The 22,941-nt window shown below is 70.1% G+C and carries 20 protein-coding genes and 1 tRNA gene; 9 read left to right on the top strand and 12 right to left on the bottom strand.

Annotated elements, in window-relative coordinates:
- Positions 1 to 24: 24 nt before the first annotated feature.
- Positions 25 to 109, bottom strand: a tRNA-Leu gene (locus ACPXY0_RS04810).
- 185 nt (positions 110 to 294) lie between these two features.
- On the opposite strand from ACPXY0_RS04810, the gene ACPXY0_RS04805 reads away from it, so the two are divergent.
- The gene (locus tag ACPXY0_RS04805; RefSeq protein WP_419941358.1) at positions 295 to 915 is read left to right on the top strand and encodes a hypothetical protein; all 621 of its coding nucleotides are present in this window, start codon (positions 295 to 297) and stop codon (positions 913 to 915) included.
- 37 nt (positions 916 to 952) lie between these two features.
- On the opposite strand, the gene ACPXY0_RS04800 is transcribed toward ACPXY0_RS04805, so the two are convergent.
- Positions 953 to 1,090, bottom strand: a complete 138-nt coding sequence (locus tag ACPXY0_RS04800; protein ID WP_423928974.1) for a hypothetical protein — start codon at positions 1,088 to 1,090, stop codon at positions 953 to 955.
- On the opposite strand from ACPXY0_RS04800, the gene ACPXY0_RS04795 reads away from it, so the two are divergent.
- Positions 1,085 to 1,213, top strand: a complete 129-nt coding sequence (locus ACPXY0_RS04795; protein WP_423928972.1) for a hypothetical protein — start codon at positions 1,085 to 1,087, stop codon at positions 1,211 to 1,213. The two genes, ACPXY0_RS04800 and ACPXY0_RS04795, sit on opposite strands and share 6 nt — an antisense overlap.
- A gap of 339 nt (positions 1,214 to 1,552) precedes the next feature.
- Here ACPXY0_RS04795 and dut read toward each other — a convergent pair whose 3' ends face one another.
- Both dut and ACPXY0_RS04785 read right to left on the bottom strand, forming a co-directional pair.
- The gene (dut, locus tag ACPXY0_RS04790) at positions 1,553 to 2,077 is read right to left on the bottom strand and encodes a dUTP diphosphatase (RefSeq protein ID WP_423928970.1); all 525 of its coding nucleotides are present in this window, start codon (positions 2,075 to 2,077) and stop codon (positions 1,553 to 1,555) included.
- Positions 2,078 to 2,095: 18 nt separating this feature from the next.
- A complete protein-coding gene (locus ACPXY0_RS04785) occupies positions 2,096 to 2,686 on the bottom strand; it encodes an NADPH-dependent FMN reductase (RefSeq protein WP_419941355.1) in 591 nt (196 codons plus the stop codon).
- Positions 2,687 to 2,889: 203 nt separating this feature from the next.
- Between ACPXY0_RS04785 and ACPXY0_RS04780 the strand changes: the two genes are divergently transcribed.
- Positions 2,890 to 6,246, top strand: coding sequence for an amidohydrolase family protein (locus tag ACPXY0_RS04780; RefSeq protein WP_423928967.1), 3,357 nt, complete (start codon positions 2,890 to 2,892; stop codon positions 6,244 to 6,246).
- A gap of 221 nt (positions 6,247 to 6,467) precedes the next feature.
- Positions 6,468 to 7,778 (top strand): 6-bladed beta-propeller, encoded by a 1,311-nt coding sequence (locus ACPXY0_RS04775; protein ID WP_423928965.1) that lies wholly within the window; start codon positions 6,468 to 6,470, stop codon positions 7,776 to 7,778.
- 53 nt (positions 7,779 to 7,831) lie between these two features.
- Here the strand turns inward: ACPXY0_RS04775 and ACPXY0_RS04770 are convergent, their stop codons facing one another.
- Genes ACPXY0_RS04770 through ACPXY0_RS04760 form a run of 3 tightly spaced genes read right to left on the bottom strand, consistent with a single transcriptional unit; the run spans position 7,832 to position 11,884 of the window.
- On the bottom strand, positions 7,832 to 9,826 hold the full coding sequence (locus ACPXY0_RS04770) for an amidase family protein (RefSeq protein WP_423928963.1): 1,995 nt from the start codon (positions 9,824 to 9,826) through the stop codon (positions 7,832 to 7,834).
- Complete coding sequence (locus ACPXY0_RS04765) at positions 9,813 to 10,301, bottom strand: PaaI family thioesterase (protein WP_423928961.1); 489 nt, start codon at positions 10,299 to 10,301, stop codon at positions 9,813 to 9,815. Before ACPXY0_RS04765 ends, ACPXY0_RS04770 begins: the two co-directional genes overlap by 14 nt.
- Positions 10,302 to 10,306: 5 nt before the next feature.
- Positions 10,307 to 11,884 carry a 4-coumarate--CoA ligase family protein gene (locus ACPXY0_RS04760; protein ID WP_423928959.1) on the bottom strand — a complete coding sequence of 526 codons (1,578 nt, stop codon included), beginning with the start codon at positions 11,882 to 11,884 and terminating at the stop codon, positions 10,307 to 10,309.
- Positions 11,885 to 12,107: 223 nt separating this feature from the next.
- Here ACPXY0_RS04760 and ACPXY0_RS04755 point away from each other — a divergent pair, with 223 nt between their 5' ends.
- The 3 genes from ACPXY0_RS04755 to ACPXY0_RS04745 are packed head-to-tail and all read left to right on the top strand — an operon-like array spanning position 12,108 to position 13,978.
- The gene (locus tag ACPXY0_RS04755) at positions 12,108 to 12,860 is read left to right on the top strand and encodes an SURF1 family protein (protein WP_423928957.1); all 753 of its coding nucleotides are present in this window, start codon (positions 12,108 to 12,110) and stop codon (positions 12,858 to 12,860) included.
- On the top strand, positions 12,857 to 13,162 hold the full coding sequence (locus ACPXY0_RS04750; RefSeq protein ID WP_423928955.1) for a hypothetical protein: 306 nt from the start codon (positions 12,857 to 12,859) through the stop codon (positions 13,160 to 13,162). The genes ACPXY0_RS04755 and ACPXY0_RS04750 overlap by 4 nt, the downstream gene beginning before the upstream one ends.
- 48 nt (positions 13,163 to 13,210) lie before the next feature.
- Complete coding sequence (locus ACPXY0_RS04745; RefSeq protein ID WP_423928953.1) at positions 13,211 to 13,978, top strand: VOC family protein; 768 nt, start codon at positions 13,211 to 13,213, stop codon at positions 13,976 to 13,978.
- 51 nt (positions 13,979 to 14,029) lie between these two features.
- Here ACPXY0_RS04745 and ACPXY0_RS04740 read toward each other — a convergent pair whose 3' ends face one another.
- Genes ACPXY0_RS04740 through ACPXY0_RS04725 form a run of 4 tightly spaced genes read right to left on the bottom strand, consistent with a single transcriptional unit; the run spans position 14,030 to position 20,344 of the window.
- The gene (locus ACPXY0_RS04740; protein ID WP_423928951.1) at positions 14,030 to 14,590 is read right to left on the bottom strand and encodes a hypothetical protein; all 561 of its coding nucleotides are present in this window, start codon (positions 14,588 to 14,590) and stop codon (positions 14,030 to 14,032) included.
- Positions 14,591 to 14,629: 39 nt separating this feature from the next.
- A complete protein-coding gene (gene floA / locus ACPXY0_RS04735; protein ID WP_419941344.1) occupies positions 14,630 to 15,607 on the bottom strand; it encodes a flotillin-like protein FloA in 978 nt (325 codons plus the stop codon).
- Position 15,608: 1 nt separating this feature from the next.
- Positions 15,609 to 17,018, bottom strand: coding sequence for an NfeD family protein (locus ACPXY0_RS04730; protein WP_423928948.1), 1,410 nt, complete (start codon positions 17,016 to 17,018; stop codon positions 15,609 to 15,611).
- Between the two features lie 26 nt (positions 17,019 to 17,044).
- Positions 17,045 to 20,344, bottom strand: a complete 3,300-nt coding sequence (locus tag ACPXY0_RS04725; protein WP_423928946.1) for a VPS10 domain-containing protein — start codon at positions 20,342 to 20,344, stop codon at positions 17,045 to 17,047.
- A gap of 201 nt (positions 20,345 to 20,545) precedes the next feature.
- On the opposite strand from ACPXY0_RS04725, the gene ACPXY0_RS04720 reads away from it, so the two are divergent.
- Positions 20,546 to 21,358 carry a serine hydrolase domain-containing protein gene (locus ACPXY0_RS04720; RefSeq protein WP_423928944.1) on the top strand — a complete coding sequence of 271 codons (813 nt, stop codon included), beginning with the start codon at positions 20,546 to 20,548 and terminating at the stop codon, positions 21,356 to 21,358.
- 48 nt (positions 21,359 to 21,406) lie between these two features.
- Here the strand turns inward: ACPXY0_RS04720 and ACPXY0_RS04715 are convergent, their stop codons facing one another.
- A complete protein-coding gene (locus ACPXY0_RS04715) occupies positions 21,407 to 21,874 on the bottom strand; it encodes a nucleoside deaminase (RefSeq protein ID WP_423928942.1) in 468 nt (155 codons plus the stop codon).
- Between the two features lie 124 nt (positions 21,875 to 21,998).
- On the opposite strand from ACPXY0_RS04715, the gene ACPXY0_RS04710 reads away from it, so the two are divergent.
- Entirely contained in the window at positions 21,999 to 22,931 is a 933-nt protein-coding gene (locus tag ACPXY0_RS04710) for a DMT family transporter (protein WP_423928940.1), read from the top strand.
- Positions 22,932 to 22,941 lie beyond the last annotated feature (10 nt).

Here is a 22,941-nt window from a genome sequence, read left to right as displayed (position 1 = left end):
TGCGCCCCGGACGGGTGATTTGGATGCCGGGGGTGGGACTCGAACCCACACGGGGATGAACCCCTTCGGATTTTAAGTCCGATGCGTCTGCCAGTTTCGCCACCCCGGCGGGCCTGGTGGGATCCGGAAGCTAACGCCTTGGCGGCGGGCGGGGCAGTTCGCGCCTGAAGGCCGCTGCGGAGGCGAAGGGTCGCGCCGACAGCGCCGCTGTCGGGCCCGTTGGGCGCGCTTCAACTTGCGGGCGGGACGGCCTCGGGGGCAGCATGGGATGAGAGACTTCGACGGGAGGCCACGATGAAACGATTCGCGAAGCGACGCGTCGTTCCGGGCGTCGTCGCGCTACCGCTTCTTCTCTTCGCTGCGGATGCCGGGCTCGCGCAGGCACATCCGAATCCCGCCACGCCGGACTCGCTCCGTCAGATCCAGATGATGGAACCTCGCATGGGCCCGCCCGGGACCGAGGTCAGCCTCTACACCGAGAATATCCCGCTTCAGGCGCGGGTCGTCGTCGGCCTGGGTGCGATCGGCACCGGTTTCGAGGAACTGGGGACCGGCGACCAGGGGGAATTCGGTGAGATCGGCGCCACCGTGCGGATACCCGAGAGCGCGTCGTGGGACCGGGCGGTCGTCTTCATCATCTTCAACGGGAACTTCGCGCCCACCGGACTATCCGACCCCTTCCACGTGACGGACGCCCAGGGCCGCGTGCAGCGATCGGGCGTGATCCGCGAGCGGCAGGACGGGTGCACGACCTTCGAGGACCGGGACGGCTATTTCTACTCGGTGACGGGGGCCATGGGGGGGGCCGGGCCGGGCGATGACGTCCTCATCGAAGGCGCGTTGTCGCGTTCCGTCTCCTGTCCCCACGCGGACACGATCGAGATCCAGCGACTGGAGCGGATCGACCCGAACTGAGCCTCTTGGCCCGGCGCGACGCGGGGGGCTCGCTGCCTCAGCGGCCGGCGAGTTCGTTGAGGATCGTGTACCAGTGCTCGAGGGCCCCGAAGAACGCCCGCACGGGGACCCGTTCGTTCACCACGAGGCTCGCGGTCTCCTCGCCGCCGGGGACGGTCTGCGGGAGGACGTGCACATCCTCAGCCGGGAACCCGCCGGCCCGGAACTCGTCCGCCAGATAGCGCGCCAGCGCGGGGACCTGGCCGTGGCCACCTGGCCGTGGCCCGCCGCCGTGCGGAAGCCGATCGCCGTCCGATAGATCTCGAACGCCTGCCGCTGGTAGGGCTCCGCGTAGTCGGCGCTCGCGTCCTGCGCGGCGAGACCCGGCGCGGCGGGCGTGGCGGCCGTCGCCAGCGCGACTGCCACTGCGACGGAGGCCGTATTGGTCGGGATCACGCTCAGCGCTCGGTGACTTCGATGAGGAAGATGACGAGCAGCACGATCAGGACGGGGATGGCGAGAAGCCAGTCCTGCAGTTCGGGCATCAGTGGTCTCCCGGAAGTGGGGTCGCTTCGAAGCCGGCGGTGATTCGGGACCGGGCCGTATAAGGCTGCGGCTTCCGTGGCGGGCGGTCAACGGCGCGGCTCACCGGCGCGGCTCAACGGCGGCCCGTGCTGCCGAGCCCGCCCGCGCGGTCGGTCGAAATCACGACGGCGCCCTCCTCCCAGTCGGCGACCTCGTACCGGTGGAGCACCGCCTGCGCGATCCGCTCCCCGTGCTCGATCGTGAGAGGCTGCCGGGCCGCGTTCAGCACGAGCACGAACCATTCGTCGGGGTAGTCGGCGTCGACGGTGCCGGGCGCGTTGGGGAGCGTCAGCCCGCGCTTCCAGGCGAGCGACGAGCGCATCCGGATCTGTGCCTCGTACCCGTCCGGCAGCCGGGCGCGGAAACCCGTCGGCACGAGCGCGCGGTCCCCGGGCTCGAGGGTGATCCGAAGCCGGCCGTCATCCCCGGCGCGCGGCGCCTCCGGCACGATCTCCCCCCTCGCGGCCCGGTGGATGCGGACGGAGCCGCCGGTCAGGCAGGCCCGGAGGTCGTAGCCGGCCGATTGCCGGGTGGCGCGGGTCGGCCGCCGCGCGTCGGGGTTGAGGCGCTCGAAGATCACGCGGGCGGGGTCGGACACCGGCGCTCGGCTCTCCCCCTAAGCCAGCCGACGGGCCCAGGCCACGGCCGCAACCATGAACCCCTCGAGCCGGTCGAGCGTCGCCGCGTCCGCGAGCCGGAGGTCCTCATCGAAGAGCCCGCCCGCTCCGGCGAGGAGGATCCGCGGCTGCGGCATGACATGGGCGTTCACGCCCGCGAGCGACTCGCGCAGCGAGCGCTGGGCGAGCGCCGTCCCGAGGCGCCCCGGCGTCGCCCCCATGATCGCCACCGGCCTCCCGTCCCACGCCTGGGGGCGCGGGCGACGCGACGCCCAGTCCACCGCGTTCTTGAGCACCGCCGGAAGCCCTCCGTTGTACTCCGGCGTCACGAGCAGGACGAGATCCGCCGCGTGCACCGCGGCCTTGAGTTCCGCCACCACGGCGGGGTCGCCCGCGGCCTCCACGTCGCCGTCATAGAACGGCAGCCGGGACGGATCGAACTCCCGGATCTCGACGCCCGCCGGTGCCCGTTCGAGCGCGGCGCGCAGGAGCGCCCGGTTGAAGGAACGCCGGCGCTGGCTGCCCGCCATGGCGAGCACGGAGATCGGCGTGTCGTTCGCGGTCGGAGGTGGAGCGGCGTCCTGTACCATGGGACGGGAGAGTGCACAGCATGCGGACTCCGCGCAAACCGGACGGCGTTCGGGGATCGCCGACGTTCCCGCGGGAACGTCCCGGTCGGGCGGGACGCTCGTTGGAGGGCCGGTGGTGACGGGGGCCCGGTTTCGTCGCAGAATGGGATGCCACACCTGTGCCGCACCACCGGCACGGCCACGAACGCTCGAGGAGCCAAACGATGAAACAGCGTCTGTTCCCCCGACACGTCGCGCGCCTGACCCCCTCGGCGCCCCTTGTCCTGGGGCTCCTGATCGCCACCGCGGGCGGGGCCGCAGGGCAGGAGGCCTCGAACGGCGGCGATGAGCCCGAGAACGAAGACCTGCCGCTCCCCGTCGACCGCACCGTCGCTTTGGACATGACGGAGGGCAGCTGGATCTCGCTCGACGTGAGTCCGGGCGGTGAGACGATCGTCTTCGACTACCTCGGCGATCTGTTCACGATCCCCATCGAAGGCGGGACGGCGACGCAGCTCACCTCGGGGATGGCGTTCGACGCGCAGCCCCGCTTCTCCCCCGACGGGACGCGCGTCGTCTACAGCTCGGACTACGACGGCGGGCAGAACGTCTGGATCCGCTCGCTCGACGGCTCCGACACGACGCAGATCTCGCGGGGCGCGGCCAACCGCGCCGAGTCGCCCGAGTGGCTGCCGGACGGCGACTACGTGGTCGCGTCCATGGGCGGCTTCCGCGGGGGCGGGCTGCCGAAGCTGAAGATGTTCCACGTGGACGGCGGGAGCGGCATCGAACTCGTCTCGGAGCCGGACGACCTGAAGATGCTCGGGGCCGCGGTCTCCACCGACGGCCGCTACATCTGGTACGCACGCCGCACCGGCGACTGGACCTACAACGCGCAGTTCCCCCAGTACCAACTCGAGGCGTACGACCGCGAGACGGGCGAACGCTACACGAGGTCCTCCCGGTACGGCTCGGCCATCCGGCCCACGCTCTCCCCGGACGGGCGCTGGCTCGTGTTCGGGACCCGTCACGAGGACCACACCGGACTCGTCCTCCGGGACCTCGAGAGCGGCGACGAGCGCTGGCTCGCGTATCCGGTGCAGCACGACGACCAGGAGTCGCGCGCCACGCTGGACGTACTCCCGGGCATGTCGTTCACGCCCGACTCCCGACACCTCGTCGCCTCCTACGGCGGCGGGATCTGGAAGCTCCCCGTGGAGGGGGGCGAGGCGGAGGAGATCCCCTTCCGGGTCCAGTTCGACCTCGCACTCGGGCCGAGGGTCGACTTCGACTATCCGATCGAGGACACGCCGACCTTCACCGTGCGGCAGATCCGCGACGCGGCGCCCTCCCCCGCCGGGGCCCGGCTGGCGTTCACGGCGATGGACCGTCTGTGGGTCTCCGCGGCCGACGGGTCCAACCCGGAGCGGCTCACGGATGCCGACGTGTCCGAGCACTTCGCGGCCTGGTCACCCGACGGCGAGTGGATCGCCTACTCGACCTGGGACGGGAACGAGGGACACCTCTACAAGACGCGCGCGGACGGTGGCGGAAACCCCGTTCGGCTCACGCGCGACGCGGCGACGTATTTCGCCCCCGCCTGGGGTCCCGGCGACCGCATCGTGGCGGGGCGAGGCCTCGTCCGGGCCTACGAGACGCAGGGGGAGGGGGGCGCGCCCGGCACGGAGATCGTGTGGGTGTCCGCCGACCCGGACGGCTCCGAGGGCGGACCGGCGACGCTGATCGCGCCCACGGACGGCCGCGCCAACCCCCACTTCGTGGAGGAGACCGACCGCATTCACCTCTTCCGTTCCCCGGACGCGCTCGTCTCGATCCGCTGGGACGGGACGGACGAGAAGGAGCATGTGAAGGTGCGCGGCCCCACCCTCCAGGGCTCGAGCCAGGGTCTCTCGCCCTCGGTCATCGAGATGGCGCCGCGCGGCGATCAGGCGCTCGTCGAGATGCAGCGCGAGATCTATACGGTGACGGTCCCCCGGGCCGGGGTCACGCCGACGATCAACGTCTCGAACCCGGACGACGCCTCCTTCCCCGCCCGCAAGGTGACGGACATCGGCGGCGAGTTCCCCGGCTGGAGCGGCGACGGGAGGACGGTCCACTTCTCGCTCGGGAACGCGCACTTCGCCTACGACCTCGACGCGGCGCAGGCGTACGAGGACAGCGTCGAGGCGGAGGAGGCCGAGGAGGCGGACGAGGACGAGGAGGAGGCGGAGGAGGCGGAGGAAGACGAGGACGAGGATGAAGACGACGGATACCGCGCCGTCGAGCACCGGATTCTGATCGAGGCGCCGCGTGACATCCCGACCGGCGTCGCCGTGCTGCGGGGCGGGCGGGCGATCACGATGAACGGGGACGAGGTGATCGAGAACGCGGACATCGTGATCCGGAACAACCGGATCGAGGCGGTGGGCGCGCGGGGCTCCGTGACCGTCCCGGAGGACGCGGTCGAGTTCGACGTCAGCGGCCGCACCGTCGTGCCGGGGTACGTCGACACACACGCCCACCTGCGGGCGCGCGATCAACTGCACCGGACGGACGTGTGGCCGTACCTCGCCAACCTCGCGTACGGCGTCACGACGACGCGGGACCCGCAGACCGGCAACACCGAGGTCCTCTCCTACGCCGACATGGTCCGGAGCGGGAGCGTGCTCGGGCCGCGCGTCTATTCCACGGGGCCCGGCGTCTTCTGGCAGGACGGGATCGACACGGCGGAGGAGGCGAAGGACGTCCTCTCGCGCTATTCCGACTACTTCGACACGAAGACAATCAAGATGTACGTCGCGGCCGCGCGGAAGGGGCGGCAGCACATCATCATGGCGGCCCGCGAACTGGGGCTCATGCCGACGACCGAGGGGTCGCTCAACATCCGGCAGAACCTCACCGAGACGGTCGACGGCTATCCCGGACTCGAGCACTCGATCCCGATCTTCCCGGTGTACGGCGACTACGTGCGGCTCTTCGCGGAGACCGGACGCGTCTACACGCCGACGCTGCTCGTCTCCTACGGAGGACCGTGGGCGGAGAACTACTACTACTCGCGGGAGAACCCGCACGACGATGCGAAGCTGCGCCGCTTCATCCCGCACGACGAAGTCGACGCGCGCACGCTGCGCCGGCCGCAGTGGTTCCGTGAGGACCAGCACGTGTTCTCGCGGCACGGCGCGTTCGTGAGGGCTCTCGTCGAGGCGGGCGGCAAGGCGGGCGTGGGGAGCCACGGGCAGTTGCAGGGACTCGGCTACCACTGGGAGCTGTGGGCGATGGCCGCGGCGGACATGGACGAGCACGACGCACTCCGAATGGCGACGATCTTCGGCGCCGAGGCGATCGGGCTCGATCAGGACCTCGGCTCGATCGAGGCAGGCAAGCTCGCCGACCTCGTGATCCTCACGGCGAGCCCGCTCGACAATCTGCGCAACACGAACGCGATCGAGCAGGTGATGCTGAACGGTCGGTTGTATGACGCCGACACGCTGGACGAGGTCTATCCCCGGCAGCGGCCCCTGGCCCCGCTCTGGTGGTGGGACGACGAGCCGGCCGGCGTTCCCGGCGTTAGGCCCCGGTAACCCCACCGGGGTGGCCGGCGGCTCGATCTCCTAGCGTGATCGGGTCGATTGGACAGGCCATTCCGGAGGGGTCCGAGGCAACCTCCGGCTCAGTCGCGACTGTCGCACGCCTGACCTGTCGACGGGACACCGGAGGCGCGGGCCGCCTCCACCTGACCGAGGAGAATCCGGAATGACGACGACATCGCTGAGCCGACTCGCCCCGGGGATCCTCTTCGGGCTTGGGTTCCATCTCCTGGGCGGACCTCTGCCGTGGAGTTCGCCGCTCCGCGATCCCCACCCTCCAGGCCCAGGAGGTGATCGAAGTCACGGGCCGGGACCGGCGGATCGACCCCGAGTTCGAGGAGGTCTACCGGGTCGGTGTCCTCGATGGCGAGTCCTGGGAGATGTTCGCCCAGGTCGCCGAGGTGGCCTTCGACGCGGAAGGCAACCTCTACGTCTTCGACGGGACTGCCGGTCTGATGAATTCCGGGGGGGTGAGGCTGATGCGTTCCGGAGAGCTGAGGGTCCTCGTGTTCGACGCGGCGGGGCGGTTCGTGCGGGAGTTCGGCTCCTCGGGTGGAGGTCCCGGCGAGTTCAACCAGCCGATGGGCTTCGCCGTGTTGAGGGACGGAACCGTGGTCGTGAGCGATGTCGGCCACCGCGCCTACCAGCTCTTCAACGCCTCGGGCGACTTCCAGCGCATGGTCCGGGCGGACGAGGGACCCGACGCCGTGGCGATCTCGGCCGACGCCATTCAGCCGGACCCGCGCGGTGGAGCCGTCTTTGCCGGTGGAAGCGTGGGCCTCACCGTCAGGAGCGGGGGCGGCGGCTCGGCGGCTTCGCCCACCTCCCGTCCGGTCCTGCGGGTCGGACTCGACGGCGAGGCCGTTCACGCAGACACGGTGGTCAAGGGGTGGTTGCCTCCGCGAGGCAATCTGGATGATCTCGTGTCGAACGACGCCCCCGCCCAGGTTCGCGACATGCTGGGAAGCATGGCCATGCCCACCGTGCTCGAGCCCCGGCTCCTGGTGGGCATCCTTCCAGATGGCGGCATCGTTCATTCCGACTCTTCCGCGTACGCACTCAAGATCACGCCGCCGGACGGGCGGCAAGTCGCACGCATCATCCAACGGCCCCTGCTGCCGGAGCCCGTGACGCCCGAGATCGAGCGGGAGTACGAGGAAGCCGGAATGCCCGGGGGTGGCCCAAGAAGAATGATGTTCGTGCGGGGCACCACGGAAGGTAACCGTCCTCCCGTCGAGGCCGCGTTCGACATTGAACGGAAGTACTACCACGAGATTCCCGTGCTGCGCGGCCTGGCGACTACATGGGACGGCCGCATCTGGGTGCAACGCCGCGGCGAAGAGCCGGAAAGCGACGGACCCATCGATGTCCTCACGGCGGAAGGGGCGTACGTCGGCACCTATGCGGTCGGCGCGACCGAGATGCCGGACGCCTTCGGCCCGGACGGACTCGCGGCGTTCATCGAGCGCGACGAACTCGATGTGCCGCGCGTGGTCGTGCGGAGGCTGCCGGCCGAGGTTCGCTGACCCCGGGGCTGCGGCCGCCCGCTCCCCTCGTTGGGCGCCTCGGGGCCCGCCCCTCAGCCCCCTGGGTCGAGCGGCATCCGGACCGCGCCCAGTGGGCGATCGGCGGTATAGAGCGCGAGTTCGAGACGTCCTCCGAGCAGGTCGTCCAGGTGGGCGGCGCTCAGCGTCAGGGTTCCTTCGGCCGACGCGAGGCCCGGTCCGGAGAGGCGGCGCACGACCGCGTTCGGCCGGGTCCCGCTGCCCCGGCGCTGGAGCACGATGGCGTGGACGTCCGCCGCCCCGACGCCGGCGGTGGAGATGAAGTAGTGCAGGGTGCCGCGTGGCAGGTCGAGGCTGAAGCTGCCCTCGAGCCGAGGGGCGGCGGGCCGCCCGGCCCACCCGCCGTCGCCGGCGACGCTGAACCGGCGCGGGGCCGGCGCCCGGCCGTCAACGAGCGCGGGCGTGCGCTGGGGCGCGCGGCGCGGCTGGATCGCCCGTTCGAGCGCATAGGCGAACGAGACCAGCCGTGCATCGTCGAACGGGCGGCCGATCAGCTCGACGCCGGTCGGCATCCCGGTCCGCGTGAAGCCCGCGGGCGCGCTGATCGCCGGGAGCCCGCTGTGCGCCGCGAGCTGGCACGTCCCGCCGACCGGCGGGGAGCCGATCAGCGCCGGATCCCGCCGCAGGGTCGGGTAGGCGATCGCGTCGAGGCCCTGTTCGTCGAGGAAGGCGACGATCGCCTCCCGCAGCGCCCCCTGCCGCTCCAGCGCCTCCGTGTACTCGGCCTCGTCGCGCGGGCCGGCCTCGGACCGGCGGCGGAAGGTGCCGTCCAGCTGCTCGTGGTGGAGCCCCAGCGCCACGATCTCCCCGAGCGACGCCACCGGCGCGCCGCCCGCCGCGGCGAGATAGTCGGCGAGGTCCATGGCGAATTCGTGCCCGATGACGCTCGTGCGCGCGAGCAACGAGTCCTGGTCGGGAATCTCCACCTCGACGATCTCCGCCCCCGCCGCGGCCATCGCGTCGAGCGCGGCGCGGACCACGTCGGTGACCGGAGCGTCCGCCCCATCCGTCAGCCACTCCGTCAGCGCGCCGATGCGGGCCCCGTCGAGCGCCCCCGCGTCGAGCGACGCGCGGAAGCCGATCGGCTCGCGGTCCCGCATCGCCTCCGTGGCGGGATCCGCCGCGTCCGCGCCGATCGTCGCATCGAGCGCGATCGCCAGGTCCACGGCCGAACGCGCCAGCGGCCCACCCGTGTCCTGCGTGTGCGAGAGCGGGATGATCCCGTCGATGCTCGACAGCCCCTTCGTCGGCCGGAGCCCGACCAGATTGTGGACCGACGATGGAATCCGGATCGAGCCGCAGGTGTCGGACCCCCACCCCACCGCGCCGAAGCTGGCCGCCACCGCGGCGCCCGTCCCGCCCGAGGACCCGCCCGGGTTCCGGGCCGGGTCGTACGGGTTCCGGGTCTGCCCTCCGAGCGAACTGATGCTCGTGATCCCCGCGGCCAGCTCGTGCATGTTCGTCTTGGCGAGGATGACCGCCCCCGCCTCCCGCAGCTTCCGCACCTGGAAGGCGTCGTCCGGCGGCACCCATCCCGCGAGCGCGAGCGTCGACCCCGTCGTGGGCATGTCGAAGGTGGCGTAGTTGTCCTTGAGCAGGATCGGAATCCCGTGCAGCGGCCCTCTCACCAGGCCCTCCGCGCGCTCCCGGTCGAGCCGCCGCGCCTCCTCCCGCGCGCCCGGATGCACGCGGACGATGGCGTTCAGCATCGGCCCCGCCCGGTCGTAGGCCGCGATCCGGGCGAGGTAGGCGTCGACAAGGTCGACGGACGTCGCCCGACCCGACTCCAGAGCCGCCTGAAGCTCCGGGATCGAGGCCTCCACGACATCGAAGACCGGCGTCTGGGCGCCGAGCGGCGCCGTGGAGGCGCGGACCCACGCGCAGACGAGGGCACAGTGGACGAGAGTGTGGACGAAAGTGTGGACGACGCGGGGGCGGACGACGCGCGAGAGGGCGGCACGGGCGGCGTCCTCGGGAACCCCGCGCCCGAGCACGCTACCGCGTCCCATGCGCGGGATGATCCGTCCCGATGGCCACGAACGTCCCGGAGCACGTGGCGGTGCGCTCGCCGCCGGAACTCAGCTCCGCCTCCACCACGACCTTCCGTTCGCCCGCCTCCGCGATCCGGGCGCGAAGATGGACCGGCGCGTCCGAGGGAGTCGGCCTCTCGAGCCGGACGGTGTATTCGGCGGTCACGGTCACGGGTGGATGATCCAGTTCGCGCACCCTCATGAAGTAGTGGGCGGCGCACCAGTTGCATTGGCAGTCGAGGAGCGTCCCGATGATGCCGCCGTTCAGGATGCCGGGGAAGGAGTGGTGGTTCGGCCCCGGAGTCCATTCCGCCACGACCTCGTCGCCGTCGGGAAAGCTCCGCAGCCGGAGCCCTTCCGGGTTCGCCTGGCCGCACCCCCAGCAGATGGAGTCGCGGGCGAATCTCTCCTGCAGCGCCTCTCTCACCTCGCTCCGCCTCTCTCTCCCCGTCATCCCGTTCAGCTCCGCGCGGCTCGCTCGCGCTGCACGAGAACCCGCCGCAGGATCTTGCCCGAGGCGGACTTGGGAATCTCCTCGACGAACTCGACCGCACGAACCTTCTTGTGCGGGGCCACGCGCTCGGCCACGTACTGCATGACCGCTTCCTCGGTCACGTCCTCCGCTCGAACGACGCATGCCTTCGGAAGCTCGCCCGCTTCCTCGTCCGGCACGGGGATGACCGCGATGTCGGCGATCGACGGATGGGACAGCAGGATGTCTTCGAGTTCGGCCGGCGCCACCTGGAAGCCCTTGTATTTGATGAGTTCCTTGGCCCGGTCCACGATCGTCACGTAGCCGTCCTGGTCGGCCACGGCCACGTCTCCCGAATGCAGCCAGCCCTCCGCATCGACCGTCTCCGCGGTCGCCCCGGGATTGCCGAGGTAGCCCTTCATCACCTGCGGCCCCCGCAGCCAGATTTCCCCTTCCTCGCCAGGCCCCAGCGGCTCCCCCGACTCGAGATCGACAATCAGCATCTCCGTGCTCGGTATCACCCGGCCGACCGTCGAGATCTTGTCCCCGGCGCCATCTTCATCGAAACACAGGTGGGTGACGGGGCTCGCCTCGGTCATGCCGTAGCCCTGGAACACCCGGCACCCGATCCGCCCCTGACAGGCGATCGCCGTTTCCTCACCGAGCGGCGCCGCGCCGGACATGATCCACTTCACGGAAGAGAGGTCGTAATTGGCGACGACAGGGTGCTTGGCGAGACCGAGCACGATCGGCGGTACGAGGTAGAGACAGGTCGCCCGGTATCGCTCGATCGTTCGCAGGAACTCCTCGAGATCGAAACGAGGCATCGTGACGACCGTCGCGCCCACGCGCAGGGCGGCGCTCATGACCACCACCATGCCGTAGATGTGGAAGAAGGGAACGACGGCGATCACGACATCGTCCGGCTCGACGAGCCCGAGGCTGCTGATCTGCTCGATATTCGCGACGACATTCCGGTGCGTCAGCATGACGCCCTTCGAACGACCCGTCGTTCCGCTCGAGTACGGGAGCGTCAGGAGATCCTCTCCGGTATCTCCCACGCTCTCCAGCTCCGCGACGCTTTCCTGGCCGCCACGGATGACGTCGGAGAAGCGCGTGGCGCCTTCGGCCTCGCCGAAGACGATGATCTCTTCGATCCCGCTACGCTTCGCGACCGATCGCGCCTTCTCCAGGAGCGGGGGGATGGTGATGAACCAGCGGGCGCCCGAGTCGTTCAGTTGCTGGACGAGCTCGCCCTCGGTGCTCAGCGGGTTCAGCGTCGTGCTGCAGCCGCCCGCCATGGCGATCGCATGGAAGGCCGTCGCGTATTCGGGGAGGTTGGGACTGCAGATCGCGACCACGCCGCCCCGCTCGAGCCCGCGAGCCGCGAGGCCCCGGGCCGCGGCAGCCGCCTGATCCCGGAGTTGGCCGTAGGTCACGACGCGACCTGTCGGGCCTTCGATGAACGCGGCCTTGTCCCGGCGATCTCCCAGCGAACCCAGGAGATAGTCGGAGAACGACTCTTCCGGGACGGTGATCGGCGGATGCGGACTCTCGAAGATCATGGCGGCGCCCCTGAATTCGACATTACGGGCGGCAACGGCCGCCCGTGACGAGAGCGGGAAGATCGGCGAACCGGCCTCGGCGCGGCAAGGCGACGGCCTCCATCTTCGCGCGGCTGCGCCCGAACGGGCGAGCCGATAGACTCGTGTGCGAAGCACGCATCCGCCGGCTGAAGCGCGGCGATATGCGCCCGGAGCGGCACCGAGCCCCATGCGAGTCGTGACCTTGACCCGAAAGATCCTGCTGTGCGCCGTGGCGATCGCGCTGAGCGCGCTCTTCGTCCGGCTCGGGTTGTGGCAACTCGACCGGCACGGCGAGCGGAGCGCCGGGCTGCGTGGGCGCGCCGAGCGCGCCGAGGCCCCGCGGCTCGAGTGGACCGGCCCCGGCGACGTGCCCTCCGACACGGCCGGCCTCATCGGCCGCCGCGCGCGGCTCATCGGTCGCTGGGACCGGGCCGGCGAGGTGGTCCTCCGGAGCCGCACCCTGGACGGGCGGGCCGGCGCGGAACTGCTCACTCCGTTCCTCGTCGGCGGCGAGTCCGGGGAGGTCGTGATGGTCCTGCGCGGCTGGCTGCCCGCGCCGGACGGCCTGCGCCCCGACCTGGCGGCCGCCTGGACCGACCCGCCATCGGCGGCCGGCGACACCGATCCGCCGGCTCGGGTCGAGGGGGTCTTCGTCTCCTCGCGCGACGGCCGGGGCGGCCAGCCGCTCCGGGTCGAGATCGCCGGCCGCCCCCATCTGGCGATCGCCGGCCTCGACCTCGCCCTCATTCGCACGGAAACGGCGCTCGACCCCACCCCCCATGTGCTGCGCGCCGACGACCCGCCCCCCGGCGCCGCTCTCGGGCCCGCCCGTGCGGTCGAGACCGACGCCGGCCCGCACCTCTCCTACATGATCCAGTGGTTCTCGTTCGCCGTCATCGCGCTGGGCGGGACGGCGATGCTCCTTCGATCCTCCTCGCACAGGAAGACCTCGTGAGCCATCGAAAGTTCTCCGACCGCGGGGGCAACCGATGGGAGATCCGCGTCTCGTCGCGGGCCGAGTGGAGGTTCGAGCCCCTGCCCGGAAACCCCAACCCGGCCTGCCGCGTACGTCCGCCGCTGTACGCCGGCGACGACCCGTTCGAACTCAGCGAGCAGGAGCTTCAGACGATATTCGGCAGCGCGACCCCCGAGACCCGGGCGCAGAGAAAGCCACAGGGCCTCTCGCCCTTCGGGGACGTCCGCAAGCCGCGCACGAAGAAGTCGCCCTTCCTGGATGACCTCGACGAAGTCGAGTAGTAGACCCGCAGCATTCGCCATTCACCCTGAGAGATCGGAGGAAGACCCATGTCCGAAACACCACTCGGCCGCTTCTGCTGGTACGAGCTTCTCACGACGGACCTCGAAGGCGCGCAGGAGTTCTACCGGCAGGTCGTCGGCTGGGAGACGGGAAGCTGGGAGGGAGAAGGCCCGCCATATATCACCTGGATCAACGCCGGCAACCCGATCGGCGGGGTGATGACGGTGCCGGACAATGCCCTCGCCGGCGGAGTGCCGCCGCACTGGCTGCCCTACATCTCGACGCCGGACGTGGACGCGACGGCGGAGAAGGCCGCGCGCCTCGGGGGCCGGATACACCACCGGATGGAACTCCCCGACATCGGTCGCCTCGCCATCGTGGCCGATCCCGGCGGGGCCGTCTTCACGGCGTATGAACCCTCCGGCATCACCCCCGGGCACGACGGGCCGCCCGCGATCGGCGAGTGCTCGTGGCACGAACTGATCTCCGCGGACCGGGAGATGTCCTGGCCGTTCTACTCGGAACTGTTCGGCTGGGAGAAGACGGAGCAGATGGACATGGGGGGCCACGGCATCTACCAGATGTACGGCCGCGAGGGCCGGCAGCTGGGCGGCATGATGACGCGGAGCGCGGACATGCCCCCGCCGTGCTGGTTCCTCTACATGCAGGTGCCGGACGTGCACGCGTCGGTCGCGGTGATCGAGGGTCTCGGCGGGACGATCGTGACGAAGCCCATGAAGGTCCCGAACAACGAGGAGTACATCCTGCACGGCGTCGACCCGCAGGGCGCCGGCTTCGCTCTGCACAGCATGTGACGGACGGGCATGTGACGGACCAAACCGGGTAGCGGGCCTCGGCCCGCTACCTCAGTCCTCGGGTTCCCGCGGGAGGCCCGGCGGCGGACCGAGGATCTCGGACAGGATCACGGCGCGAGCGAGCGGGGAGTAGCGCTCGAGCCGTGCCAGCGGCTGCACTCCTTCCCGGGAGCGAGCCACCCCGAGGGCTGGCCCGGCAGGCGTATGCGGGGACGCCGCACGGACCGGGGGATCCGGCCTCGCTGACGGCTTCGGGGCTGACGGCCGCGGGGCAAATCGGGTCGGCCCGAGCATCCCCGGCGTCTCGGGCGCCTCCCCGGGCTCCACATGTCCGACGAAGCTGCCCGGACGCCCCTCCTCCGCCGCCTGCTGCATCTGCCCCTCGAGCTGCCGGCCCATGTCGCGCAGCTGTTCGCGGAGGCCCGGCCGCCGCGCCCCGGGAGGCGCCGCGACCGCGGTCTCTTGACGCGCGGGCGCGCCCTCGAACCCTCCCGCGGCCTCCGCCCGGGCCTGTTCCTGCCGCTGGCGATTCCGCTTCGTCGCGGCGGCAATCCGGCTCGCGATGAAGATGAAGAGCAGGACGAGCGGGAGCAGGCCCTCCAGATCAGGCATCAGGCACGCCCCGCGCCACGGGATCCGCCACTCATGGCCTTAGCTCTCCTTTTCCGGAGGCTTCGCGATGGACTTCCTCATCTGCGTATCGCTCTGGATGTTACGGTACTTCATGTAATCCATTATCCCGAGATTGCCCTCACGGAACGCCTCCGCGATGGCAAGGGGGATTGCCGCTTCCGCCTTCACGACCTCGGCCTGCATCCGTTGGACCAGCGCGAGGTTCTCCTGCTCCGTCGCCACCGCCATGGCGCGGCGTTCCTCCGCCTTCGCCTGTGCGATCCGCTTGTCGGCCTCGGCCTGGTCGGTCTGCAACTCGGCACCGATGTTCTTCCCGACATCGACATCCGCGATGTCGATCGAGAGGATCTCGAACGCGGTCCCGGAGTCGAGCCCCTTGGCGAGCACGGTCTTCGAGATGTTGTCCGGGTCCGCCAGCACCGCCTTGTGGGTTGCGGCCGACCCGATCGTGGACACGATCCCCTCGCCGACCCGGGCCAGGATCGTCTCCTCCCCCGCCCCGCCGACGAGGCGGTTGATGTTCGCCCGCACCGTCACGCGCGCCGTCGCGATGAGCTGGATCCCGTCCTTCGCCATGGCGGCGACCTTGGGCGTCTGGATGACCCGGGGATTCACCGAAACCTGCACCGCGTCGAGCACGTCCCGGCCCGCGAGGTCGATCGCGGCGGCCTGACGGAACGGCAACTCGATGTTGGCCTTGTCCGCCGAGATGAGCGCGTTCACGACCCGCTCGACGTCGCCCCCCGCCAGGAAGTGCGACTCCAGCTCGTTCGTGTCGAGCGGAAGCCCCGCCTTGTAGGAGCTGATGAGGGGATAGACGATCCGGGGCGGAGGGACCTTCCGCAGGCGCATCCCCACCAGAGTCCCGAGGCTGACCCGCACGCCCGACGCCATCGCCGCGATCCAGAGCCGGACCGGCACGATCCATGACAGAAGGATGAGGCCGAGCGCGATGGCCATGAGGAGGATGATCCCGCTTCCCGCGAGTGGTTGCATGTCAGCCCTCGTTCCTGTTTTCCGAAGTTTTGGTTTCGCCTGCGCGACGTACGAGAACCCGGCCGCTCGTGACCTCGAGCACGCGGACGGGCGTTTCCGCCTCGAGCCACGGTCCCTCGGTCACGACATGGATCCGCTCGTCGCCCACGCGGGCCACGCCCGCCGGCCGCAGGTCCGTCGTCGCGACGCCGAGCTTTCCGATGAGATCCTCCCGCTCGGGCGCGGAGATGTAGCCCGTCTCGCGGCTCGTCGAATCGCGCAGGAAGAGCCCCGTGAGACGGTTGCTGCGCGGCAGGTGGCGAATGAGCGCCCACCCCGCGACCCCGACGAGGATGATGGAGAGCGCGACGAGCCCCGCCGCGTTGAACACCTGGTCGAAGGTCGGCACCTGGCCCACCATGCCGAGGACCGCCGCCGAGAGCACGGCCCCCGTCCCCAGGATCCCGGCGACCCCGAATCCCGGGATGACGAGGATCTCGAGCCCGATCAGCACGACGCCGGCGCCGAAGAGGAGGATCTCCTCGAGTCCCGCGAGGTGCACGAGGTGGTGCGCGCCGAAGAACGCGGCCAGCGCGCCGAGCCCGATCACGCCGGCTATCCCGAAACTCGGCGTCCGGATCTCGATCAGGATCCCCAGGAATCCGAGGCTGAGGAGCATGGGCGCGACCGCCGGGTTGGTGAGGAAGCGGACGATCGCCTCCGCCCAGTTGGGCTGGACGTCGCGCACCGCGGCGACGGGCTGTCCCATGACCTCGAGCAGTTCGAGGAGGTCGCGCACCTCGCCGTCGGCGACCCCGAGCGCCGTGGCCTCCTCGGTCGTGAGCGTGAGCAGCTTCCCGGCTTCGCTCACCCCCGGCACTTCCACGCTCTCGTCGACCATCGCCTCGGCGATCCGCGGGTCGAGCCCGCGCTCTTCGGCGAGCGCCCGGAACTCCGACCGCATCGCGCTCACCATCTTCTCCGAGGCCTTCTCGCCGTCGCCGGTGACGGGGGTCGCCGCACCGAGGGTGGAGCCCGGGCGCATGTAGATGCGGTCCGCCGCGAGCGCGATCATGGCGCCGGCCGAGAGCGCCCGCCGGTTCACGAACGCGTAGACCGGCACTTCGGCGTCGCGGAGGTCGTCGATGATCTTCCACGCCGCGTCGACCCGGCCGCCGGGCGTGTCGAGGTCGAGGATCACGGCGGGCGCCCCGGCCGCGGCGGCCTCGGCGAGCGCGCGGGCCACGAAGGGGGCCACGCCCAGTTCGATCGTGCCCGTGATCGGGATGCGGACGACCCTGGGCGCCGACTGCGCGAGCGGCGGCGCGAACGCGCCCGGTGCCGGCGAGGCCCCGGGGGCCCACACCGCGACAAGCACAAGCGCGAGCCCGGGCAGCCCCAGCGTTCCGGACACCAACTGTCTGTTCGCCATGGTCGGCAACCTAACGCCGCCGCGGGTCAGCCGCCCGGCCTCTCCGGCATCGCGACCGGCTCGCCCGCGGGCGGACGCACGGCGTCGGCGTAGAGCTCCGCGTTGAGCGCCGGCACCCGCGTCTCGATCAGCACGTTGAGCCGGTCCAGCACCTCCGGCATCACGTTCCACACCTCGTCCACCTGCCACAGATGGTCGTCGGTCGGCACCGTCGAGGAGCCCTGGATCGCGTTCGCCACGCCCGCGTTCCGCCGGGCTTCGCCGAGTTCGTCGCGGATCTCCTCGAGTTCCTCCTCGATCGCGTCCAGCTCCTCCTCCAGCCCTTCCGGCGCCTCGTCCGCGCCCTCGATCAGCTCCTCCGCCGCCGACAGCTGCTCGTCCAGCGCGTTCGCCGCCTGCCCGGCCTCGTAGATGGGACCGGCCATGGCGTGGAGGCTCATGAGCGCGTCCTGCCGGGCCATCCGGTCGGCCGCACTCATGGGCCGCCGCGGCTCCGCCACGACCTCGACCTCGGCCGAGAACGTCTCGCCCCCCGCCTCCATGCTCACGGAATACGTGCCGGGGAGGACGATCGGCCCCTGCGGCGCGCCGCCGCCGAACCCACCGCCACCGCCGCCGCCACCGCCCGGACCGCCGCCGCCCTCGGGCTCATACGGCGCGTCATGGCGCCAGTCCCATATCACCTCGTTGATCCCCTGGCTGCGGAGCGTCTCCAGCGTCCGGACGTGCGCCCCGGACGCATCGGCGATCTTCAGCGAGAACGCGTCGTCATCGTCCCCGTCGTCCTCCTCGCCATCGTCGTCGTCGTCCATGTCGTCACCGTCGTCGTCCTCATCCTCATCCGCATCCTCATCGTCATCCTCGTGCTCGCCCTCGTCCTCATCCTCATCCTCGGACATCGCCTCTTCCTCGGCGTCCCGCAGGTAGTAGCGGATGCGAGCCCCGCGCGGCGGGTTCGGCGCACTGTAGGTGGCGCCAAAGAACGGCCAGTCGCCCCGCTCCGTCCACATGATCGAGTGGTCGCCGAACACGCGCCCCGCAGCGGCCAGCATGCCGTCGGCGAGGTGCTCGAGCGGCGTCACGTCGGCCAGGATCCAGACGCTGCGCCCGTGCGTCCCCACGATGAGATCGTTCTCTCGCGGGTGTACGAGAATGTCGTCCACCGGCACCGTGGGCAGGTTGTTCTTGAGCTGCGCCCAGCTTTCTCCCCGGTCCACGGAGACGAAGACGCCGACCTCGTTTCCGATGAAGAGGAGGTTCGGCGCCCGCTGGTGCTCGACGATCACGTTCACGGACCACCCGTCCGGAAGCCCGTTCGCGATCGCCCGCCAGCTCTGGCCGTAGTCCTCGCTCACGTAGGCGTAGGGTGCGTAGTCACCGTTGCGGTGTCCGTCGAAGGTCGCGTACACCCGGCCCTCGACGTGCGCCGACGGCTCGACCCGGCTTACGTACGTGCGCTCCGGCAGACCCGGGAGGCGGTCGGCCACGTTCTCCCACGTCGCGCCGTCATCCCGCGACACCTGCAGGTTCCCGTCGTCCGTCCCGGCGTAGATCAGCCCCCGCACGAGCGGCGACTCCTCGACCGAGGTCAGGTTCCCGTAGGTCGAGATCCCGTCGTTGAGCGACATCTGCGGCTCGGAGCCGGGGACGCCCATGATCTCGAGTTCCTCGCGGTCCATCTGCCTGGTGAGGTCGAGCCCGCCGACTTCCTCCCACGACATCCCGTAGTCCCGCGAACGCAGCAGGTAGTTCGCGCCCAGGTAGACCGTGGCCGGGTCGTGCGGCGAGAGCAGAAGCGGCGAGTTCCAGTTGTAGCGGTACGCCTTCGTCGTGTCGCCGTCCGCCCGCGGCCCGACGATCGGACGCATGGGCGTCTTCTCCCCCGTCGTCAGGTCGTAGCGGTTCATGTTCCCGCCCTGCGACTCCGAGTACACGATCGTGGAGTCGGTGGGGTCGACGATCGTGAAGAAGCCGTCGCCATAGGCCGTCTCGTACCAGTCCTGGTTCCGGATGCCGTGGAACGAGCGCGTGTCCGAGGGTCCGCACCAGGCGTCGTTGTCCTGCAGTCCCCCGCAGACCGCGTAGGGCGTCCGCATGTCGTGCCCGATCGCGTAGAACTGGCCGAGCGCGATGTTGTCGAACATGCGCCAGTGCGCGGTCCCGTCCCATGTCGCCGTGACCCCGCCGTCGCTGCCCAGGATCAGGTGGTCGGAGTCCGCCGGGTCGATCCACAGCTGGTGGTGGTCCACGTGAATCTGCACGGAGCCATCGTCCCGGAAGGTCCGCCCCCCGTCGTCCGAGATCGAAAGCTGCGTTCCGAGGACGTAGATGCGGTCGGGGTTGCCCGGATCGATGCGGACCTGGGAGTAGTACATGGGACGCGGGTTGGTGTCGGACATCTTCTCCCACGTCGTACCCCGGTCCGTGGAGCGGAAGATCCCGCCCTGGCGCGGACCGCCGCCTCCGCCGCGGAACCCCTGACCCGGCTCGCGGGGATCGGCCTCGACGAGCGCGTAGACGAGGTTCCCGTCGTGGCGGTAGATGTCGATCCCGATCCGGCCTTTCTCGCCCTCCGGGAGACCCTCGGTGAGCTCGGTCCAGTTCTCGCCGCCGTCCACCGTCCGGTAGAGACCGCTGCCGGGCCCGCCGCCGTTGAAGCCCCAGCCCGTCCGCTGCCGCTGGTACATGGCGGCGAAGATGGTGTTGGGGTCGGCGGGGTCCATCGCGAGGTCGATCGCGCCCGTGTGCTCGTCGATGTAGAGGACCTTCTCCCAGGAATCCCCGCCGTCGCGGGTCCGGAACACGCCCCGGTCCTCGTTCGACCCCCACAGGTCGCCGACCGCCGCCACGTGGACGACATCGGGATTCCGCGGATGGATGAGGATGCGGGCGATGTGCTTCGTCCCCTCGAGCCCCTTGTGCATCCACGTCTTGCCGCCGTCCGTCGACTTGTAGACGCCGTTCCCCCACGGGGAGGACTGACGGTTCTGCGGCTCGCCGGTCCCGACCCACACCAGGTTCGGGTTGGCCTGATGGAGGGTCACATCCCCGATCGAACTCGTCGGCTGGTCGTCGAACAGCGGGGTCCACGAGGTGCCGTGGTTCTCCGTCTTCCACAGGCCGGCGGTGGCCGTGCCCAGATAGAAGACCTGGGGTTTGGCCTCGACGACGGCGATGTCGGCGATCCTTCCCCCCATGAGGGCAGGACCAATCTCCCGGTACTCGAGATGGGAGAGGGCCGTCTCGAGCGCGGACTGGGCGGCGCCGGCCGCGGCGCCGAAGAGGAGACCGGCCGCTGAGAGCGCAACAACTCGGGCTGCTTTCATGGTACTGCCTCGGAAACGGGAAGATGACGGGCTTCCGCCCGCAAACTGCACTGCGGAGATAGCCGCGCAATACACCGGGACCCCGGGCCCACGACGCGAGCGGTCCCTCACCGCCGTCGCTTCGTCGAATGTTTGTTCCTGGCCGTGTTGATATCTTGTTCCTGTTTGCGTTGCAAGAATGTCTCCAGGAGCGTTGAAAAGATGTCTCCATGGACTGCCCGACTCTTCGACCTGCGCCTGGCCGGCCTGGGCGCCTTCCTCGCTGTGGCCTGCGGGCCAGCGCCGGATTCGACCGCGGATGCGGCGGCCGAGGCTGAGGCTTCCCTGTCTCCGGAAGCCACCGCGACTCTCGTGGAAAGCTTTCAGACCGAGCTGGACGCTGAACCGCTCTTCCCCGCCGGCCGGGGATACCACTACAGCGACGTTCACTACACTCTGGCGGGTCTGGCCATCGAGGAGGCGGCGGGCCGCCCGTACTACGATCTCCTCGACGACTTCTTTCTGGACCCGCTCGGTCTCGATCTGACGCTTGCGGCAGACCGGCGCGACCTGCCGGGACTCGCCCAGGGCTATGCGCACGCAAGCTCGCGGCTCTACGGAACGCCGCTCGAAGTCGTCGTGGACGGCCGGTTCATCCTCCATCCCCTTCAGGAGTGGACGGGGGGCGGTCTCGTGAACAATCCCCAGGCCATCGTGCGCTGGGCGAAACTGCTGTACGAGGGCGACGCGATCGCGGGGGACGACCTTCCCCAGTTGCTCGAAGTGGGGTTTCCGACGGACAGCACGAAGCCGCACCTGGGATATGGTCTGGCGGTGTCCGTCGCCGAGAGCGAACACGGGTTGACCTACGGCCACGGGGGCTTCTGGCCCGGATACAATTCGCTCGTCGCTTACTACCCGGACCACGGCGTGGCCGTCTCGATCCAGATCAACTCCGACGAATCACGGATGCGCACCCACCTGCCGCACCTGGCCGGCGTGGTGCTCGACGCGCTGGAGAACGCCGGGTCGTAGCGGCCCGCCCGCCGGCCACGCGCGACGAGTCGTGGACGCCCGACACGGCTAGTACGGCGTCCGGTCCCGCTTCCGGGTCCAGCGCTCGAAGGCGTCTCGCGCCCTGTCAGAGGGGACCCGCACCAGCGAGACGATCCTGCGCTCGCTCAGGGGTCTGGCCATTTCGTCGTAGATGTCTTCGTCGCTGAACCGGATGCGGGCCGCATCTTCCCGGGTGTTCGCGTAGTACACGCGGCGGATGCGGCTCCAGTAGATCGCTCCCAGACACATCGGGCATGGTTCGCAGCTGGCATGGATCTCGCAGCCACCGAGATCGAACGTATTCAGCCGGACGCAGGCCTTTCGAATCGCCTGTACTTCGGCGTGGGCCGTTGGATCGTTGTCCAGCGTGACGCGGTTGGTCCCCTCCGCAACGATCTCGTTGTCCTTGACGATGACGGCGCCGAACGGCCCCCCGCTCTCCTCGATGCTGCGTTCGGACAGATCGATGGCCCGCGTCATGAACTCGTCATTCATCGGGACGCTCGTTTCGTGAAAGGGTGTGCGTTCGACTCCCGGAGTACTTCCCGAATATACTCTTCCTGTCCCGCCCCGGGTTTCGGCCGGGGCCCCCTCGTCCCCATCCCCACGGCGAGCGCGATTGACGAACTCGATGGGTGACCGGCCCGTCCGGCGGCGTAGACACGGCCTGACGGTCGATCTCGGCCTGCTGCTCACGGCCGTCATCTGGGGGATCAACTTCTCGGTCGTGAAGCTCATCCTCGGGCACCTGGAGCCGCTCGCCTTCAACGCGCTGCGCTTCCCCTTCGCGGCGCTCGCCGTCCTGGTTCTGCTGCGCGCGACGGGGCGTCCGGTCCTGCCGCCGCGCACGGAGTGGAAACGGGTGGCGGCGCTGGGCCTGGTGGGTCACGTCGCGTTCCAGATCCTGTTCATCTTCGGGATCGACGCCACGCTCACCGGGAACGCGGCGCTCCTCCTCTCCACGAGTCCCGTGTGGGTGCTCGCGATCGCCTCCGCGTTGGGCAGGGAGCGCTTCAGCCTCGCGATCCTGTGCGGCGCGGTGACCGCGCTGGCGGGGATGGCCATCCTCGTCATGGGCGGGAACCGGGAGGTCGGCGGCGCCGGGCTCGGAGATGTGCTCGTACTCGGAGCGGCCATGTCGTGGGCCGCGTACACCGTGTTCGGACATCGGATGACGAAGCGCCGCGGGGCGCTCGAGGTGACCGCGTGGACGCTGTGGGCGGGGCTGCCCGTGATCGTCCTCGCCGGCATCCCCGACCTTCTGAGGGCCGACTGGGGTGCGATGCCGGTCGGAATCTGGTTCGGGACGGCCTACACGGGGGTGTTCGGGATCGCGGTCGCCTACTTGCTCTGGTCGCGCGGCGTGCGGACAATCGGACAGAGTCGGACGGCGGTGTACCAGAACCTCGTGCCGGTGATCGCGCTCGCGACGGCGTGGCTGTGGCTTTCGGAAACGCCCACCGGGCAGCAGTTGATCGGAGCCGCCGTCATCCTGTCGGGGGTGGCATTGGCGCGCGGCCTGCCCCGGCGCCGGCGGCGGAAATCCGCGTGAGCGTGAGGGA

The organism is Candidatus Palauibacter sp., from assembly GCF_965237495.1.
Taxonomy (GTDB): Bacteria; Gemmatimonadota; Gemmatimonadetes; order Palauibacterales; family Palauibacteraceae; genus Palauibacter.
Note: the sequence above shows the minus strand (reverse complement) of the source record. Positions and strands in the feature narration are given on the sequence as shown.

Bases quoted from the DNA above. Each gene is read 5' to 3' on its own strand.
- ACPXY0_RS04805 (WP_419941358.1), top strand. From the start codon at position 295: ATGAAACGATTCGCGAAGCGACGCGTCGTTCCGGGCGTCGTCGCGCTA.
- ACPXY0_RS04785 (WP_419941355.1), bottom strand. From the start codon at position 2,686: ATGGTACAGGACGCCGCTCCACCTCCGACCGCGAACGACACGCCGATC.
- ACPXY0_RS04780 (WP_423928967.1), top strand. From the start codon at position 2,890: ATGAAACAGCGTCTGTTCCCCCGACACGTCGCGCGCCTGACCCCCTCG.
- ACPXY0_RS04770 (WP_423928963.1), bottom strand. From the start codon at position 9,826: ATGGGACGCGGTAGCGTGCTCGGGCGCGGGGTTCCCGAGGACGCCGCC.
- ACPXY0_RS04765 (WP_423928961.1), bottom strand. From the start codon at position 10,301: ATGACGGGGAGAGAGAGGCGGAGCGAGGTGAGAGAGGCGCTGCAGGAG.
- ACPXY0_RS04760 (WP_423928959.1), bottom strand. From the start codon at position 11,884: ATGATCTTCGAGAGTCCGCATCCGCCGATCACCGTCCCGGAAGAGTCG.
- ACPXY0_RS04745 (WP_423928953.1), top strand. From the start codon at position 13,211: ATGTCCGAAACACCACTCGGCCGCTTCTGCTGGTACGAGCTTCTCACG.
- ACPXY0_RS04740 (WP_423928951.1), bottom strand. From the start codon at position 14,590: ATGCCTGATCTGGAGGGCCTGCTCCCGCTCGTCCTGCTCTTCATCTTC.
- floA (WP_419941344.1), bottom strand. From the start codon at position 15,607: ATGCAACCACTCGCGGGAAGCGGGATCATCCTCCTCATGGCCATCGCG.
- ACPXY0_RS04730 (WP_423928948.1), bottom strand. From the start codon at position 17,018: ATGGCGAACAGACAGTTGGTGTCCGGAACGCTGGGGCTGCCCGGGCTC.
- ACPXY0_RS04725 (WP_423928946.1), bottom strand. From the start codon at position 20,344: ATGAAAGCAGCCCGAGTTGTTGCGCTCTCAGCGGCCGGTCTCCTCTTC.
- ACPXY0_RS04720 (WP_423928944.1), top strand. From the start codon at position 20,546: ATGTCTCCATGGACTGCCCGACTCTTCGACCTGCGCCTGGCCGGCCTG.
- ACPXY0_RS04715 (WP_423928942.1), bottom strand. From the start codon at position 21,874: ATGAATGACGAGTTCATGACGCGGGCCATCGATCTGTCCGAACGCAGC.